We start from the raw sequence: 18,948 nt of genomic DNA on the forward strand, positions 1-18,948 counted from the left end.
AACATCCGGCCGGGGCCCGTCCGCGTCACTCCGCTACGGGCGGTTGCTCGTTGTACACCGCCCAGCAACGGCCGTAGTAGCGGCGGAGCCGCTCGAGTACCGCGTGCCGGCGCACCGGGTCCGTCGGCAACACCAGCTCGGGCCGCTTCAGGCTCCTGGCCTGCTTGTTGAGCTCCTCGAGGAACTTGAGGACCGTGTTCTCCGGGATACGGGTGAGGTCGTCAGGATGCTCCATGAAGTCCACCACCCGGTTGTCGTCCATCCAGGCGATCCCGGGGACGGCCGACAGCGGTGCCGGCTCTCCGAGCTCCGGATGCTCCATGAAGTCCACCACCCGGTTGTCGCCCGTCCTGGCGATCCCGGGGACGGCCGACAGGGGGGCCGGCTCTCCGAGCTCCCGGCACTGCCGCAGCGCGGCCGCTTCGAGCTCCCTCTGCCGCCCCCGCGCGGCGTCCCACATCTCGTTCACCAGCACCTTCGAGGCATCGTCGAGCCTCTTGGCGAAACTGTGGAGCTCGTTCAGGTACGGCAGTGTCCGGTCGGCCAGCTCCAGTCCGGTCATGGATCCGATCGGCTTCATCCGCCCGAGGGCCTCGGCCACACTGGCTCCGTCGAGCGGGTGGGACGGGTGCGCGATGTCCATGGGTTCGTGGTGGTCGCCGAGGTAGAAGTCGATCGCGTGGCGGATCACCGCCCGGTCCGTGGGGGCGAACTCGCCGGGGAAGGCCCCGCCCCCGAGCTCCGTGTCCCGGTCCCTCGGGTGGGTGAGGAACGCCCGGCCGTAGAGGCGCCCGCAGGCGTCCTCGAACCTCAGCCCGCGGGTCCACCCCTTGGACTGCGCGACCTTCGGCAGCGCGTCCCCCTCGTTGCGGTGCGGGCTGACGTCGATGGACACCACCTTGATGCCGGCGAACGCCAGCTGGTCGATGATCCCGCTGCGCATCCCCACCGCGCCGACGACGTCGAACTCCCGCTGGAGGTACCGCAGGAGGCCGAGTTCCTTGCGCCGGTTCCCGACCGACGGCCACTCCCAGTAGTTCCGCAGGTTGGGGCCCTCCCAGTTCGCCGGCTCCTCGCCCATCAGAATGACCGAGACACCGTCCCCGAGCGCCTTGCCCACCTCGTGGATGATCTGCGACACACCCGTCTCCCCGGTGTCGAGCGCGGGCGCGTTGGCACCGGCCCGCGTGCTGTGGCCGCTGCCCCGGTAGGTGACGATGACGTACTGCTGGTCACCGTGCTCGAGACCACCGAGGCCCTGGGCGGTCAGGTCCGCCTCGAAGGCCGCTCCCTCCTCCTCGGTGTAGTGCCCGAACTCGTCGAAGAACCGTCCGTCCCACTCCTCGAACCAGTCCCGCAGGTGCTCGTCACGGAGCCGCTGCAGCCCGTCCCGCCCGCCGTCGAAGTGACCGTCGAGGGCTTCGAGGAATTCCTCGGCCACGGCTGGTTCGTCGATGTTCCGAACCGCCTCGACCAGCTTCTCGTGACGCAACAGCACCCGCAGCCGCTCCTCCGGGGGCTTCGCCCCAGCGGCAGTCCACTCCTCCACGACCCGGCGCATGCCGGACCGGCCGTCGATGAGCTCGCGGGCGGACCTGGGGGTGAAGCGGTCCGCGATGTCCTCCGACGCCTTGGTCTCGCTGCGGCCGAGGACCTCCTTCCGTGTCCTCCCGTTCGCCTGCTGGACATCGGCCTTGGGCAGTTCCTTCGCCGTCGTGTAGACGACCCGGCGGCCCTGCTTGATCAGGTCGTCGTGGAGGTTGAGCATCTTCTCGGCCTGGCCCGCCGTGCTCTCGCTGACGTTCCAGATCAGCAGGCTGTGGCCCGGGTTGGCCACCATCGCCGCACGGACGTGGTACATGTCACCGGAGTTCTCCGCCCGGATCACATAGGTCGTCCGGTGGTCGAGCCGGCTCGTCAGCTGATCCGCCGGCACGTGGTCGCCCACGGTGACCGCCCACACGTGGGCGCGCGTCAGGTCCTGGCCGGCCGGGTCCCACACCTGGCCGTCGTCGACGCGCTGCCACGTGAGCCCGTTCGCCGGGGCGCCCTCGGTCCTCTCGACGGTCAGCACGACGTCCGTACGGTCCGGGCGGGTGATCACGACCGTGGCCACCCGACCCGTCGTCGACGGAGGCATCGTTTCGAGAGTCCGCTGGAGGTTCCGCCGCACCTCCTCCAGCGCCGTGTGGCCGGTGCCGTAGTCGTACAGCAGCGGGTCGATCCGCCGGGCCGTGGCCGGGCCGCCGCCCTCCGCGGCCAGCCGCTGTTGCTCCCGGTAGCCGATCGGGATGTCGACTCTCGTCACATGGCCCGCGATCAACTGCCGGGCCGTGTTGCGCTGTTCGCTCCAACCGGCCTCCTGCTGGACCGGGGCCTGGTGCGCGGTGTTCGGCTCCGGCTGGTCCAGTACCAGCCGCACCGGGGCGGGCTGGTCCGGGTCGATCGGGTCGTCCTCGGTGGCGTGGGGCACGCGTTCCTGGCCCTCGTGGAGGAGTTCCTGGCCGAGCGGGGTGGTGTGGACCTCGTCGTTCTCGACGTGCAGGCGCAGCCAGTCGCCGGGGCCGTCGACCAGGGGGCGACCGTCGGCGGTGAAGCCGACGTTGCGGGCCACGACGGCGCGCGGGTCGTCGCCGCCGGTGAGGTAGACGGATCCGTTGCCGGCGTAGGCCGTCACCTCGGTGAGGCGGGCCAGGTTCTCGCTGAGCGGCTGCCCGCCGAGGGCGGCCTCGGCCTGGCGGGCGGCGAGCTGCTCGTGCAGGGCCTTCACGGTCCGGCCCGCGAAGGAGCCGGCGCCGCCGACCGCGCTGTTGCAGGACAGGAACCGCAGCGGCTCGCCCTGCCACTGGCCGCCCTCGGCGAGCCGCAGCAGCGCCCCCGCGAACTGCTCCGGGGTCACCTCCTCGCCCTGCAGGAGCGGGGCGCCGTCCTCCGGCCGACCGTGGAAGACCATGGTGAAGTACGGGTCGTCGTGCGGGAGCGCGCGCAGTGCCTCCACCAGGTCGTGGTAGGCGGGTGTGGCGCGTTCATCCGGGTCGGCCAGCAGGTGCACCCGGTCTCCGGCACCCGCCAGCGGGGTGGCGAGCAGGTCGGCGACGGCGTCGGAGACGGAGTTGCGATGGGTCGTCTCGCCTTCGGGGTGCAGGGCGGTGAAGAGCACCCGCTGGTGGCCGGCCGAGGTCAGTTCGGTGGTCTCGCCGATCGGCACCTCCATCTCGATCGGGACGAGGCCCTTCTCGGTGAGGGTGCGGTCGCCGTCGCGGAAGGTGACCTCGACCTCGGCGTAGCCGGTGTAGCGGGCGGTCGGTTCGGGGAACTTGGCCCCGGCGACGATCTTGCCGGAGGCCCCGGTGGACGGCCCCTCGCGCCACCGCTTGCCGCCTCCGACGGTGAGCAGGCCGGTGAGGTCGACGCCGCCGTCCAGTCCGGCCTTGGCCCCGCCCTGGACCTGGAGGTTCCACTGGCCCCAGTCCAGTCGGGTGTGCCGTCCGCCGCCGGCGCTGTCGTTGGCGGGGCTGATCGCGGCGGCCGTGTTGTCGCGCTGGTACTCCAGTTGGACGATCGAGACGGTGGCCGTCACGTCGGCGTCGTCGACGAGGAAGCGCTTGCCGACCGACGGGGTGGTGATGCCCCGGCCGCCCGGTGCCATGACGTCGCGGTCCGGCCCGTCCTCGAAGTGCCGGATGTCCCGTCCCCGGGAGACCGAGCCGAACAGCGCGGACAGCTGGGCGTGGCTGTGGGTGTTGCGGGCGACGGACTCCAGCCAGGACCAGGTGCCCTTCTTGAAGAAGCGCGGCCCGAACACGGTGAGCAGGTCCCGCACGCCGGAGGTGTCGTCGATCCAGCGCAGGATCCCGACGTCCCGCACGCCCTCCCGGAACAGGGACTCGGGCGGCCTGCGCAGCACCTGCGTGCCGACCTCCTCGGGCGGGCGCAGTGACGGGAACCCGGTCTTCGGGGCACCGTAGCGCGACGGCACGACGGCCTCGTCGCGGCCGGTCTCCATCAGCACGTCGGCGTGGACGGTGGCCTCGACGAGCGTGCGCCGGTAGCGGCCGAGGCCGGTCAGCCGGTCGCCGATCCGGGTGAGGCTCCGGTTGACCTTGCCGAGCACCGACCGGTCGTCGTCCGAGGGCCGGGGCACGCGGTCGGGGCGGATGGCGTCGGCCGGGTGCAGCAGGACGACCGGCTCGTGCTCGAAGCGGATCTTCAGCACCACCGCGGCCTGGTGGGCCACCGCGGCCACCTTGCTCTTGATCGCGGTGCCGCTGCTGCTGGAGTCGTTGCCGTGCTCCAGCCGGTCCACGCCCTTGGCGTAGGTGAAGGTGGGGCCGCCCACCGGTCCGACCCCGGTGCCCGCCGGGTCGCCGGTGACGTAGAGGCCGCCGGTGAACGCGTGGCCGCTGCCGCCGCCGGTGTTGGTCCCGCCGTCGGAGCTGGTGAGCGAGGTCTGGTGGCTGTTCCCGATGTTGAACTCGACCTGCGGCGGCCGCCCGGTCGGCGTCAGCCGGACCACCTCGGCGGTGATCACCGCCGTGCTCCGGCCGTGCTCCACGACCAGCGGGTGGCCGGCCATCACCGACTTGAGGTGGATCTGCAGCCGGTCGAAGTCCAGTTTCGCGGACAGCTTCCGCGCCATGCCCGTCCAGTCCTTGCCCAGGAAGTCGGCGACGCTGTGGCCTCCGTTCCCGAACAGGGTGGCGCCCAGGCCGAGGACCAGGTCGTGCACCGTTCCGCTGCCGTCCTGGTTCAGGTGGACGGCGGTGATCACGTCGGAGGAGCCGAGCCGGTGGGTCGGCAGCATCCGCGGGACCGCCTCCCGGACCCGCAGGGGCGCGGCCACCACGGCGGAGGCCGTGACGGGAGCGGGCGGCGCGATCGCGTGGGACCGCTTGCCCGTCTCGAAGGTGACCGTGAACACGGCGTCCACGTCGGTGAGCCGGGCCGGCTCGACGCTCTTGCCCCGGCTGTTGGTGCCGCCCACCCGGTCGATCGAGATGCCCTTGACGAAGTCCCGGGTGTGCGTGTACTCGCCGGTGAGGTTGACATAGGGCAGGGTGATCCCCGCCCGGGCGCGGATCCGGAGCCGGGTGCGCAGGTCCGCGGTGGTGCCGGTGGTGGTGCGCTGCTGGCTGCCGGACTCGAACTCGAACGAGGCGAGCAGCTCCTCCCGGGGCTGCGGGCGCAGCAGGTCGCCCCCGACCACGACCGTGCCCTTCCAGCCGTCGAACTCCAGGGGCACCCGGATCCGTCCGCCCCGGCTGAGCCGGGACAGCGCGGACTTGAGGCCGTCCGCGTCGATCGACCGGGCGAGCAGTGCCTCGGTGTTCGCGGGCACCGGCCGCCCGGTGTGCGCCTGGAGCGCGTCCAGGACGGTCCGCAGCACCGCGGTGTCGCCGCGGCCGAGGCTGAGCACCACGTCGGACTGGCCGAGGCGCAGCGGCGGCGCGGCCTGCTCGTCGGCCCGCGGGGGGACGTGCGGCGGCGTGAGGGCCTGCTCGTGCAGCCCCGGCGGCACCACGAAGCCGTGCCGCTCGTTCGGGGCGATCGTGTGCGGCGCCGTGTGCACCTGCTCCAGGCTCAGCTCCGTGGTGAGCAGGACCGGCCCGAAGTCCCGGCCGTTGACCTTCAGCAGCACCTCGAACTCGGCCCGGTACAGCTCCTGCGGGCTGGGGTACTTGCCGTTGGCGTAGCCCTTGTCGGACTCGCCGCTGCGCCAGCCGTCGCGGATCCGCGACTCCAGGGAGGGGACGACGGTGCCCTGGAGGACGTCCTCGAAGGGCTTGCCCGAGGCCTTCAGCACGTTCTCGTGGGTGAACACCGTGCCCTTGCCGGCCAGTTGGAACTGGCCGCTGACGGTGTCGGAGCGCAGGTGGCGGGCCGAGTCGAAGGTGCTGGTCTCGCGGACGGGGTTCAGCTCGGCGGTCGCCTGGCCGCGCAGGTGGGTCATCCGGTGCAGCCGGACGGTCGTGGCGAGGTGCAGGTCCTTCAGCGGGCCCATGGTGACCTCGGGGCCGCGCAGCGCGGAGCCGCGCGACATGCCGACGAGGTGGGCGCTGACCGCGCTGTGCGAGTAGGCCTGGAGGACGTCCTCGCGCACCTCCTTCCAGGTCTTCTCGCCGAGCAGCAGCGCGCCGACGCGGTCGAGTTCGGTGTGCAGCGGGGTGATGTCGCGCAGGTCCCGCACGACGGTGGTGTCGGGCAGGCCGGTCCACACCGCGTCCAGCGGGGCCCGTACCAGCGCGCCCGTCTCGTGGGCGGGGGCGAGGGGCGGGGCGGGCGGGGCGGGCCGCTGGGCGACGAACTCGGGCGGGTTCGTGCCCTCCACGACGTGGTCGGCGCCCGTGACCAGGACGGCCTCGTCCTGGTCGATCACGGTCCGGAAGCCGAGCTCCACGCGGGTGGTCGCCTCGGCGGGACGGGGCAGCGACCCGCCGCTCCAGCCGAAGGTGACGGTCAGGTCGGCCGCCCCCTCGAACAGCACCGCCGGCCGCTTGATCTTGGTGCCGTTCCCCAGGTCGGAGCCGGAGCCGTGCAGCCCGACCCCGTCCCGCCCGGCCCTGGCACCCAGACCGCCGCCGCCGACGAAGTTCCCGTCCGTCTTGTTCGTGACCGAGGACGGCAGCACCTGCCATTCCTTGCTCGTGGTCGTCTGCTCGACGTGCGCGCGGGTGGTGGCGGTGGAGATGTTGATCTCGGTGGTCGGCAGGGTGTGGACCTGCCGCATCCGGGCGACCGAGCCGCTGCCGATGGTGATCACCGCGGCCGCCCCGACCAGGCTGTCGTCCACGATGGTCAGCTTCTGCCCGGCCATCGTCCCCTTGAGCTCCTGCTGGAGGGTGCCGAGATCGAGCTCCGTCAGCAGCCGGCGCCGCAGCTCCGGCCAGCGGCTGCCGAAGTAGCGCTCGGCCGCCTCCTCGAAGCCCGCCACGAACTTCCCGATCGGCGGGACGGCTGGCGGCCGCTGGTTCAGGTCCGTCATCTCGACCTCGTTCGCATCGTTCTCCCCCTGGCGCCGCCGGGGAGGTTCGAGCGGCCACACGTCGGTGACGATGTGCGAGCCGGCCAGCCGCCGGTGCTCGGAGACCTCCAGCGGCACCGCGTAGTGCGCCTCGGCCGCCGGCGGCAGGTTGGCAGTCTCCCGCTTCGGCACGGCGACGTGACCGGTGACCGGGAGGTCGATCGGCTGCGGCGTGTGCCACGGGCCGGGCGCGCCGTGGAACTTGGCGTCCAGGAACTCCACGGTCACCGTGAACGGGGTCTCGAAGAGGTCCGCCAGCTCGACGGTCTTGCCCCGGGCGCTCGTCCGGCTGGCCTCGGCGGAGGTACTGCCGTTCATCCAGCCGTGCTGGTAGCCGAGGGTCTCGGTGAGGTCCCGGGCGCTGCCCAGCTTCGCCCTGAGCTGCGCACCCGCGTTGACCTGGGTGAGCCGGTCCTTGGAGACGCCGACCGTGCTCTGCTGCTCCGAGCCGTACTCGAACTCGAAGTTGCGCAGCGTCCTGAGGTGCCGGGCCTCCCCCAGGGCGGCGCTGATCCTGATCTGGCCGGACCACCGGCCCGCCTGGAACGGCACCTCCCGCACGTCCCCCCGGGACAACGCGGAGACCGTCGGACGCAGCGCCTCGCTGCCGAACAGGCTCTCCGCGAGCGTCCGCGCGGCCTTCCCGTCCCCGTGCAGCGCCGCGGTGAAGCGGCCCACGAGGCTCTCGAAGTGCTGCCCCTGGAGGTTCTCCAGGTGCACCAGCACGTCGTAGGCGGACAGCCCGCGCTCCCGGAGACGGGTGGGCGGGGTCGGAACGAGCGGCTGCTCCGGCGGCGGGACGACGATCGGCGCGGCGACCACGAGGGGCGGCTCGACCACGAGGGGCGGCTCGACGACGGTGTCCTCGGTCACCGTGTTCTCGGTCACGGTGTTCTCGGTGGCGCCCGGGTTCAGGGCCAGCTCGATCTGCTGGTCCAGCGAGAGGTGGTCGGACTCGTCCTCCGTGTGCTGGGCGGTCTCCTCCTGCACCTCGACGTGCGCGGGCTGCTCCTGCACCTCGACGTGGAGCGGCTGCTCGTCCGTCCTCGTCGCCGCGGTCTCCATGAACTCCCGGAAGCCTTCGAACAGTTGCTCCTCGGCATCCGTCCGGCCGACCTGGTTGGCGGGCTCCGTGCGCTCCGGCTGCGGGCCGTGCCCGAAGAGGTCGCCCAGCAGCTCCACCAGCTCCGGCGCGTTCTCCCGCACCCACTCGGCGCCGTTGTTGCGGGGCAGCCCCGTGGACGGGTCGTTGCCGTGGTTGTGCCCGAGGTACGCGGTGACCAGCTGCGCGAAGAACTCGTGCTCGTTGCGCGCCGAGTAGTTGCCGACCCGGTTGCCCTTCGCGTCGTTCAGTCCGCCGTCCGGCCAGTTCGCGAGCGGCTCCTCGCCGAACAGCTCCGCCAGGGCGTCCGCGACGCTCCGCTCCCGGTAGGCCTGCCCGATCAGCTCCTTCTCCGCCGGCGTCAGGCCGAACTCGTGGATCGCGTGGGCGAGTTCGTGGGCGGAGCTGGAGTACCCCTCGGCATACGTCGGGATCCCGCCGATCCGCGTCCTGGCGCCGAGCAGGTTCTCCTCGGTGATCAGGACAGTCGTCGGCCCGCTCGATCCCCGGACCACCGCCCAGTCGCGACCGTCGCCCGTGCCGTGCTCGGAGGCCACGAAGCCGGGGACCTCCGTCATCGGCACGTCGCGCGGAACCACGCCGATCCGCACGCCCGACGCCACCACCCGCTCCGCGACCGCCTTGTTCGCCAGCATCCGCGCGACCAGGTTCTCGGCCGTCCGGCGTGCGGCGACCGGCTGGTGGGTCCGGGGATCGACGTCGATGAGCAGCTTCGCCGCCGCCTGCGCGTAGTCCTCCGGCTCCAGTCGACGCAGGCTCTCCTGGAAGGCGCCGTCCTCCACCAGGAGGCGCCGCTCCTCCGACGACAGGTGCTCCAGCGCCTGCACCCGCTCGTGCAGCGGCCCGGGCACCGGCATCCCGCCGCCGCCCAGCCCGACCGGCGCGTGCGCGGCGACGACCTGCCCGTCCTGCCCGGCCGTCGGCGGCGCCGCCATCGTCGTCGGCGGCGGCGGCGAGGAGCCCGCGAGCGAGGACGCCGCCTGCGGATCGACCTTGGGCTTCCGCGCGGCCGGACCCTCGTCGTCCGAACCGCCCTCGTACCTCCGCTTCGGTACGGTCGCCGACGGGTGCGCGGTGGCCTGCGGAGGCGCCGACACCAGCGGAAGGTAGTGACTGCCGCCGACCACCAGTTCGAACCCCGCCCCGCCCTCGCCGCTCTGCGGCCCCATGGTGCGCCACGTATTCCCGTCGAACACCTGCACCTGCCGCTGCAGGACCGAGGCGACCAACTCCGGGACCGCGTAACGGTACGCCTCCCCGGCGTTTCCCGGCGCACCGAGCAACGCGCGGAACCCGTCGGGGTCCAGCTGGTAGTGCGCCGCCCACTGCGCCGTCAGCTCCGGGTTGGCGTCGCTCCAGGTGAGGAACTCGTCGCGCCACTGCTGCGCCCCGCCGGGCTTGCTCTCCAGGACGTCGAGGGCATGGTAGACGCCGAGCTCGCCGGCGGGGACCGGCACGAGCCGACGGCCCGACGAGGCGGCCACGGCGAGACCTCGCTCGAAGGCGCGGAGCCCGGACATCAGGGGCAGTCCGCTGACCGCCGCCCAGTCGTAGAAGGTTCGGGAATCGGCCTCTCCCATCGGCTGCCGGAGGACGGTGTCGTAGCCGTGCAGCAGGCCCGCCCACTGCTCTTCGCCGCCCTGCGCCACGATCGCCTGGCGGAGCTTCTCGTAACGCCGCCACAGGTGTCCGACCCGGTCGGACCAGAAGCCGGACTGATCCACGCGCATGGCGGAGCTGGGATCGAGGCCCTGCCGGATGTCCTGGAGCGCTTCGTAGTCGAAGCCGCGTTCCTCCCGGTACGTCTCGATCGGCTTGGGCCACCAGCCGTCGGGGTTACGCACGTAGGTGTTGCCGGCAGTGCCCTCGCCCCGCCTGTCGAACTGCTGCGCGTACCGGCCGGATCCGGTGGGCGGGCGGGAGACCTGCACCCGCTCGTAGCCCACCGGATCGCCTCCGACCCGGGTCTTTCCGGTTGCGGGGTCGAGATGCCACCTCTCCATCCGCTTCGCCCCGGTCGCGCCGTGTTCCTCCAGGTAGGACACGCTGTGACCGATCAGGGCGACGGATTCCAGGTTTCCGGAACGGAATCCGAGGTGGTCCAGCCGGTTGTGGCGGTGGAAGTAGTCGTACAGTCTCAGCTGCCCCACCCTGGTGTCCTGCGTCCAGGCGGAGACGAGCTCGTTCTGTCCCCGCCAGAAGCCGGTGACGTGGTGGATCTCGTCCTTCCCGAGTTCACCGCGCATGCTCGCGACCAGTTCGTCCCACTTGCCGCTCCGGGTCGGATGGGGGTCACCGGTGATGATCACCGTGTGGTAGTCCCCCGCGAACTCGCGCAGCAGTTGCCGCATGCCCTCGAAGCTCGTGTCGTGCTCCATCCGGCCGGACACATCGGACCACTGGGCCACCTTGCCGCTGAAGCGGGACCAGAGCACGAGAACCTTCGCCCCGTCAGGGGGCAGCTGGATGCCCCGGTCCGTCAGCCACGTGCGGATCTGCGGGTCGAACCGGTCGTGCATGCCCCAGGCCGCGCGGATGGGGTTGCGGTGTTCCGCTTCCCTGAACGCCTGGCCGACGTAGTAGGTGCCGTCCGTGACGTTCCTGACCACCGCCTGCCACGAGCGGGGGTTCTCCCAGGTCTCCCCCCACTCGGCCTCTGCGATCCTGGTGGCCTCCGTCTTCAGGTCGTGCAGAACGCTTTCCATGCCCGTCGAGGTCGTGACGTGGATGCGGCTGCCGACGTCGGGGATCCCGGCGGAACGGTAGAACGCCTCGATCTGTGCGGACTTGTCCCGGAGCGGGTCGTGGCCGGGCTCACCGGGCCCCGGCCCACGTCCGATCAGGATGTGCAGCCGCGGGTTGATGATCATGGCCGCCGCGATGCCCCACTGGTCCCCGGACGCGTAGGGGGGGTGCATGATGATCCATTCGCCCTCCGTCGGCGGGTCGACCCACCTGGGGGGCGGCGCCATCGGCGCAACTGCCTCCTGCGGGCCGCCGTCGTGGCCGACCGTGTTCGGCCTGGACACCGGGTCGACCCAGACGTGGTCGCGCTCGTGCGGAGCCGCCGCGTCGCGGGCCTGCTGCCAGGTCAGGTCCTTCGGGCCGGAGGTCGGGGGCCGTTCCACCTCGCCGACGATCCGGGAGATCAGCGACAGGTGGCGCTCGCGCAGACCGCCCTGGTGGAGGCCGCCGGGGGCGGGGGCGCGGTGGTCGCCGAGGAGGCTGCCCTTGACGTCGGGGCGGTGGGCGAGGCCGTCGGCACGGTACTCGTCGCGCAGGCCGAGCTGGTGGCTCAGCTCGTGGGCGTAGTCGATCGGGTCGGCGTCGGGCCACCACGACTTCTGGTCCATGGGCCGCTCGCGCCCGATCAGGTCGACGGTCAGGTGCTCCTTCTGCCCCGGCTCGACGGGCAGCACCGTGACGTGCATCCGGTCGCCGTTGGCCAGCGTGTAGCCGGGCCCGTTGAGGTACTCCTCGACGCCCCGGACCAGCTTGTCCCACACCGCGGCCGAGTCGTGCCCGTCGCCCCTGCGGATCGCGATCCGCACCGTCAGGTCGGTGACCGGGCCGCCGTGGTCGAAGCGCCGGACGTCGAAGGACGACGCCACGACGAAACGCGGCGTCCGGTCGGGCCCGGGCCGGGGCACCAGGGACTGCGGGTCCGGGGTGCCGTGGCTGCCGACCGTACGGACCGGCGTGGGGGGCTGCGGCGGCGGGGCCGGGGTCTCCTGCCGGACGGTCACGTCCGCGGGCGGCTCCTCGACGACCGGCCGCTCCTCCGTGGGCGCGGGGTGCTGCGGGGTCAGCGCGTCGGTGGTCAGGTCGGCGGCCCCGTCGTCGTTCCGCTCGACCGGCCTGTTCGGCGGCCTGTCCGCCGAGCCGTCCGCCGAGCCGTCCCCCGGCCTGTCCCCCGGCCTGTTCACGACGGTGAGGGCGCCGGCCTCCACCGGCTGGTCGGCGGTCTCCTCGGAGCCGTTCTCCTCGTTCCGGCGGCCGAAGGCGTTCTCGTGGGCGCGTTCGTGGGCGCGCCAGCCGGCCGCGTCGAGGTGGGCGAGCTTCCACAGCTCGCGGTAGCGGGTGAACAGCTCGTCGCCGTACTCGCCCCTGTGGTGGTCGGTCAGCTGCTCGTCGAGGGCGTGGCGGGCGGCGATGCCGTCGAAGCCGGCGGCGGCCTCGCGCAGGGCGGGGGCGGCCTCGTGCTCGAAGGCGACGTGCTCGGCCAGTTCCTCGGTGAGCTCGTGGCGGCCGCGCTGCCAGTGCTCGTGGCGCTCGTCGGTCTCCTCGCGCGAGCGGAAGGACTCGTCGAAGGCCCGGGCGACCCGGTCGCCGTGGCCTTCCGTCAGGCGGTCGGCGGTGGATCCGGTGAGCCCGTTCTCGCGGGCGGCCGTCTGGGCCTCGGTGGTGGCCTGCCGGCGGACGGCGAGGCGCGCGGCCTCGTGGGTGAGCCGCTCGTTGAGGGCGGCGGGGTCGGTGAGCCGTTCGAGGGCACCGCGGAGCCCGGCCGGGTCGCCGACGCGCTCCGCGGCCGCCCGGTCCAGCTCTCCGGCGAGTTCGCGGAGCACCGTGGCCTTGGCCCGCAGGACGTCGGACTCGTCGCCGCCGAACTTCTCGACGAACTGCTTGCGCGCGCCGTTCTCGGCCCAGGAGTCGGCCGCCTTCTCGGCCTCGTCGGCGGCCCGGCGGATCGCGGCCTCGCGGACGGCCTGGACGGCGAACTCGTGCGGCAGCGCCTCCTCGCGCTCGGCCAGCGAGCGGGTGAACAGCTCCACCGCCTCGTCGCGCGCCCGGCGCCTGCCGGTCGCCTCGTCGAGCGGGCCGACCGCCCGGTCGAAGTCGGCGGCGAGGCGCTCGCGCAGCCGGTCCCGGATCGCCTGGTGGCTGCTCGGGGACAGCTCGGGCCGGTCGGTCACCCCGGCGGCCGCGAGGAGCTCCCGGTCGGCCGGGGACAGCCGCTCGTACCAGTCGGCGCCGGCCCGTTCGACCGGTTCCCTGGCCCCGGCCAGGGCGTTCGCCCGGTCGGTGTGCAGGACGAGCTCCGCGCGCACGTGCTCGGTGAGCCGTTCCAGGGCCTTCGCGGCGCGGGTGTTGCCCGCCGCGTCGAGGCTCTCCGCGTCGGCGTAGACCTTGGCGACCTCCGCCTCCGCGCGCACCGTGAAGTCGTTCCGGACGAGGTCCACGACGGGCTCGGGGATCCGGTCGGGGGTGTGGGCGGTCCCGGTGTCGCCGTAGGTGATCCGCGGGGCGCTCCAGGCGCCGACCGTCCGCTCGAAGTGCTGCGCCGCCACCCGGACGGCGGCCTCGCGGACGGAGGCGACCCGCACCAGGCCGTCGAGGTCGCCGAGGATCCGCTCGCGGTCCCCCGGGCGGGCCTCCAGCTCGGTGTACATCATCGCCCGGGCCCGCTTGGTCACCGCCTCGCGCAGGTCCGCGGGCGCCCCTTCGGGGAAGCGGTCGGGGGCGTCGAGGGCCTCGGCCAGCTGCCGCTCGGCGTCCTCCTGGCGCCGGTGGCCGGTGCCGTCCGGGTCCAGCCGCAGTTCCTCGGCCGCCTCGGAGAGCTTCGTCTCGTACCGGTCCTGGAGGTCCCGCTGGGTCTGCCGCCACCGTTCCGCGCGCTCGCCGCCCGCTTCGGCGCGGACGTGCGCCGGGGCCTCGGTGTAGTGGTACGCCGGCCCTGTGCCGCCGGCGTCGCCGTGCGGGGTGGCCGGAGTGGCCGGGGTGGCCGGGTGCGCGGGCGGGTCGGCGAAGGCCAGCGCCCCGGGGAGCTGCCGGTTCGGGTCCAGCTCCTCCTTGGTCTCCGCCCGTCCGTAGCCCTCGGGCGGAACGCCGTCGTGCCCGTTCGGTCCGAGGTGCGCGCCGAGCGGGACGGGGGCCGGCCGCGGGTCCTGCTCGGTCGGCCGCCGGAACTCCAGGAACTCGCCGCCCGGGACCAGCACCGGCCGGCCAGCCGGGTCGTAGCCGACGTGGGAGGCGACCACGAGGTGCCCGGGGCCCTCCACCACGGAGCCGGCCTCGACCTTCGGGACGAAGAAGACCTTCCCGTTCGCGGCGATCGCCGTGGTGCCCAGGCCCTTCTCGCCGAGCAGCCGCATCACCTCGGTCACGTAGTGGCCCTGCACGCCGCCGGCGAGGTCGCAGACGACGAAGTTCAGCGCGTCCCTGCCGTTCCAGGTCCCGCGGTCGGCCAGCTCGATCAGGGTGCGGGCCATCTCGTCCGGGGTGATCGGGGATCCGGCCCGGGTGGGCTGCCCGTCCGCCCCGCCGTGGACGGCCACGGTGAAGGTGTTCTCCCGCACCGGGAAGCGCGAGAACGCCTCGGCCAGGTGCCAGCGCTGGGAGGCGTCCAGCTTCACGTCGCCCATCCAGCGGCCCGGCACGGTGCTGCCGAAGTCCCCGAGCGGCTCGCCGTGCTCCCTCCGGTCCAGGTAGTCGCGCAGCTCCTCCCGGAGGACCTCGTACGACGGCTGTTCCGTCATGGCGTGGTCGATCATGGTCCTGGCGCGCTGCTCCGAGGCCTCGGGCGTCTCGGCCGCGGCCCGGTGCTCGTACGCCGCCACGACCGCGTCGGTCAGGGGCCCCTCCTGGCCCCTCCTGTCGGCCCGGAGGGCGTCCCGGAAGGCCGTTTCCAGCTCGGTGCGCAGCGCCTGCGGCACCGTCCGGTCACCGGTCCGGTTGTAGTGGTCGGCGAGGGTTCCGGAGAGGATCTCCCTGAGCTGGCGGTCGGTGATGGTGAAGTGGCCGTCCGGCAGCTCGACCTGGCGCACCGCGCCCTCGACCCACTGGGCGTCCGCCTCCAGGATCTTGAGCGACTTGAACTGCGCGAAGCCGTCGAAGGCCTCGTTCTTCAGGAGCTCGCCCAGCTTGACCCCGGACTGCCCCACGGGGCCGCCCTCGGAGAGCGGCAGCAGGTGGAACTTGTCCAGCCAGTCCCGCCGGCGGTTCACCATCTCCGTGGGCGCCCCCACGAGCTGCCTCCAGAGCGTGCGCTCCTTCGGGTTGGCGATGGCGTTCACGATCCGGCTGACGGACGAGGTGTTGATCTGCTGGTGCATGGCCAGGGCCTCCACCACCGGGGAGTCCAGGTCGGACCGGCCGCGCAGGTACTCCTGCACGTAGTGCTGGGCCGCCACCAGCGACTGCGCGCCCTGCACGTAGTCGATCATCAGGACCTTGCGGCCCCGCAGCACGTCCGCCGTCAGCGAGCCGAGCTCCGTGTCGAACGCCATCTTGAGGTGGTCGAGCTGCCGCTCGCTCGGGACCGGGTTGGGCCGCCCCAGGTCGCTGACCAGGCCCCATCCGGCGACCGCCATCGGATCCTGCGGCCTGGGCCGGAAGCTCGACAGCGGCATCGACATCGCGCTGTGGTCCGACTCGTGCAGGTACGCCACCACACCGGCGGGGCTGCGCCCCAGGCCCAGGTAGAAGTACTCCGTGGGCGGGTACTCCTCGACCACCAGCTTGGCGGTCCGCTCGACCGCCTCCATCGCCTCCACGTGCTCCCTGCGCCGCTCGTACGAGGCGAAGCGGTACACGTCGGCCAGGAACTCCTCCTGCTGGCCGTGCCGGTAGTCGGTGCGCGGGGCGTCCTCCAGGAAGCGCTGCACCAGCGTCGCCAGGTCCCCCTTGACCAGCGGGCGACCGCCCTCCTTGAGCCAGTCCTCGATCGCCTTGGCACCGTGCCGTTCGCCGTTCACGCTGATCCGGTCGTACGGAACCGGGCGGTTGACGAACGTGCCGTCGACCTCCGTCCACCGGGTCATCTGGAGGACGTCGGACTTCGGCTCCGCCTCGCCGAAGCGGGCGGTGCCGGGGATCGGCTCCGCGACCCGGCCGGAGGTGTAGTGCTCCGGCGGCTTCGAGCCGCGCACGGTCATGATCAGCCCGCCGTCCACGGAGGGCGAGTGGACGAACTCGACCCAGTTGCCGCGGCCCTGCAGCACCGGCCGGCCGGCCGCGTCGAAGCCGACGTTCTCGGCGACGATCAGGTGGCCGGTGCCGGGGCCCGTCCGTGCCGTCGCCGAGCCGTCGAACCCGGGCACCACCCAGACCGGCCCGTCCGCCGCGACCGCCTTCAGGTGCCTCAGGTTCGGGTCCTTCCAGACCTGCTCCATCACCTCCGCGACGTAGTCGGTGTGGCTCGTCCCGGCCAGGCCGCAGGCGACGAAGTCGATCGTCGTCCGTCCGTCCAACTGCCCGTTGCGGGCCAGGGCGCCGATGGCGCCGGCGAGCTTGTCCGCGCTCAGCACCTCGCCCTGATGGACGGGCAGGCCCTCGGCGTCGGTGTGCATCACCAGGGCGTAGCGCGAGGAGTCCAGGGGGCGCAGGTCCAGGGCCTTCAGGGCCTCGGCGGAGGGCGGGTCGCCGACCACCCAGCCGCTCCGGTCGTCGGCGCCGGTCAGGCGCCGGCCGTACGTCGTGGCGTCGCCGAAGTCCTCGGCGGACAGCGGGTGCCGGACGGGGGCTTCCTGCTCGACGTGGTGGGTGGTCCGCTGGTGGTCCCCCGGCTGCTCCTGGTGGACGACCTGCTGCTGCGACGGCTCGGGGTGCCCGCCGGTGGTCGGCACGTGGACCGGCGTCTCCGTGCCGGGCGGCGTGGTGTGCGAGGGCGCCGGCGCGGCGGTCGACTCCGACGTCTGCTGCGCCGTGTGCTCGGGCGTGTGCCCGGGCTCCTCCTTCGCACCGCCGACCGTCGTGCTCCGCTTCGGCGGCTCCGGCGTGGACGGGTCCGAGGAGGACTTCGACGGCGCGGACGGCGCCTTCGCCTCGTCCCCTCCCGTCACCTTCACCGGGGTGTTCGCCGGCGGCTTCGCGGACTTGTCCCCGGACGGCGCGGCCGAGCCGTCGGAGTCCAGCTTCAGGTGTTCCGGCCGGGTGCCCTCGGGCAGTCCCGCCCCGTGCACGGTGCCCCCGGCCCCGGCCCCGGCCCCTTCCGGGCGCGAGACCCACAGCGAGGTCGGGTGGCCCATCAGGGTGGACACCACGGCCAGCGGGAAGCGCGCGTAGTTGGGGAGGTTGATGTCCGAGAGCTTCAGCCGCAGCGGGCCGCCGGCGATGTGCCCGAGGTGGCCGAGCGCCCCCATCGCGACGCCGCCGTAGAAGCTCTCGACGCTGACGGTGAAGGTGTGGTCCTCGCCGAAGGTCAGGTTGTAGGCCCCCTCGCTGAGGACGTTCTGGACGCCCCCCTTCAGGTAGTTGCCGACCCCCTCGCCGAGCCGGTACAGGAACTGCCCGGCGGTCTGCGGGTGCAGGCCGTCCATCAGGCCCACCGCGCGCTCCGCGAGGTCCTGGGTGGCCCGGATGGTCTCCGAGAGGTGCTGCTGCTCCGCCCGGAGGAAGCCCAGGTCCCTCGTCCCGCTCTCCAGCGCGTCGCCGCTGAGGTGCTTCAGCTCGTTCTGCAGCTGGCCGATGTTCTTGAGGACGCCCTTCAGGTCGGCCTTGAGCGCGCCGACCTCGACCCCTCCGGCGGTCTCGGCCAGCGTCTTCACGAGCTTGTTGAAGGTTCCGAGGTCGATGGCGTGCCGGGCGCCCTCGCTGGCGAGCCGCGCGGCCACCAGGCGTCCGGCGGCGTTCGAGAGCTCCTTGTCGACGCCCAGGTGGACGAGCTGCTGCTCGAACGCCTCCCCCATCTGCTGGGTGAGCTTCTCGACCTTGCTGAGCTTCTGCGCGACGTTCTCGACGGCCTCCTTGCCCGCCTCCTTGCCGACGCCCTTGGCGGCGCTCTCCCCGGCCTCCCGGGCGAGGTTGTTCTTGACGCCGTCCGCGATCTCCTTGAGGGCGTTGTTCTGGACCTTCTTCCCGACGTCCTTCGCGACGTTCTTCCCCAGGTCCTTCGCGGCGTTCTCCCGGACCTGCGCGATGGCCTCCCGGATGGTGAGGTTCGTCTCGTTCCTCCGCAGGAGGTTGACGGTCTCCCTCAGCTCGGCGCCGCTCAGCGACTTGAGCTCGTTCTCCGACAGCTTCTTGAACTCGGAGCCGGCCAGCGCCTTGAGGTCGGCCTGGAGCTCCTTGCTGAGTCCCTTGCCGAGGATCCGCCCGAACAGCTTGCCGATGCCGAAGGTGAGCAGCTCCAGCGGACCGGTGAGCAGGCCGTTGATCGCGCCCATCTCGATGGCCTGGATGAAGGACTCCTTCTCCCAGCTGTCCTTGTGGCCCTTGCCGATCTGGATGCCCTGGATGATCCCGTCCATCACCGCGGCGGTGGTGATGGAGAGGAACTCGTGCAGCAGGAGCTGCTTGAACAGCCAGATGAAGATCTGCTTGATGATCGCGCCCGCGGTCTCGTACGCCGCGAAGATCGCCGCGACCGAGCCGCCGAAGGTGATCGGCAGCATGGCGATCGCCCAGGCGATCTGGGCCACCAGCTGGATGAGCTGGGCGATGATCATCCACTTGGCGTACTCGACCTGGTTGGCCACCTTGTGGGCGAAGTCCCCGAGCTGCTTCGCCATCACGCCGGCCGAGGTCACGTAGTCGGTGCCGCCGGTGCCGCCGATGAGCGGCAGCACCCGCTGGTAGAACCGGTCGGCCGCCTCGCCCGCGAACTCGTCGTTGTCGTGGACGGTGGTCAGCAACCGCCGCAGCCAGTCGCGGAGTTCGGGGATCTCCGCGGCGATGGCCAGGTAGTCGTCCCCGGCCGTGCGCAGCCGGTCCTCGTCGGCCTCCGGCCACTTCATGCCGGTCACGATGCTGAAGAACTTCGCCAAGCCCGGCGGCAGCATGATCGACACTGGGGCGCACTCCTGGCGTTCGGGGAGCTCGGGCGGCGCACGGCCGCGGGCGGGAGCCGGTGGGGACGGGAAGCGGG

1 protein-coding gene is annotated in these 18,948 nt (G+C 72.6%); it reads right to left on the reverse strand.

Going from position 1 to position 18,948, the window contains the following annotated elements; all coding sequences use genetic code 11:
* Positions 1 to 25 precede the first annotated feature (25 nt).
* Positions 26 to 18,871 (reverse strand): hypothetical protein, encoded by an 18,846-nt coding sequence (locus tag ACFWP2_RS14165; RefSeq protein ID WP_380450685.1) that lies wholly within the window; start codon positions 18,869 to 18,871, stop codon positions 26 to 28.
* Between the last annotated feature and the right edge of the window lie 77 nt (positions 18,872 to 18,948).

Origin of the sequence: Kitasatospora sp. NPDC058444, assembly GCF_042721415.1 — a bacterium.
In the GTDB taxonomy this organism is placed as follows: domain Bacteria; phylum Actinomycetota; class Actinomycetes; order Streptomycetales; family Streptomycetaceae; genus Kitasatospora.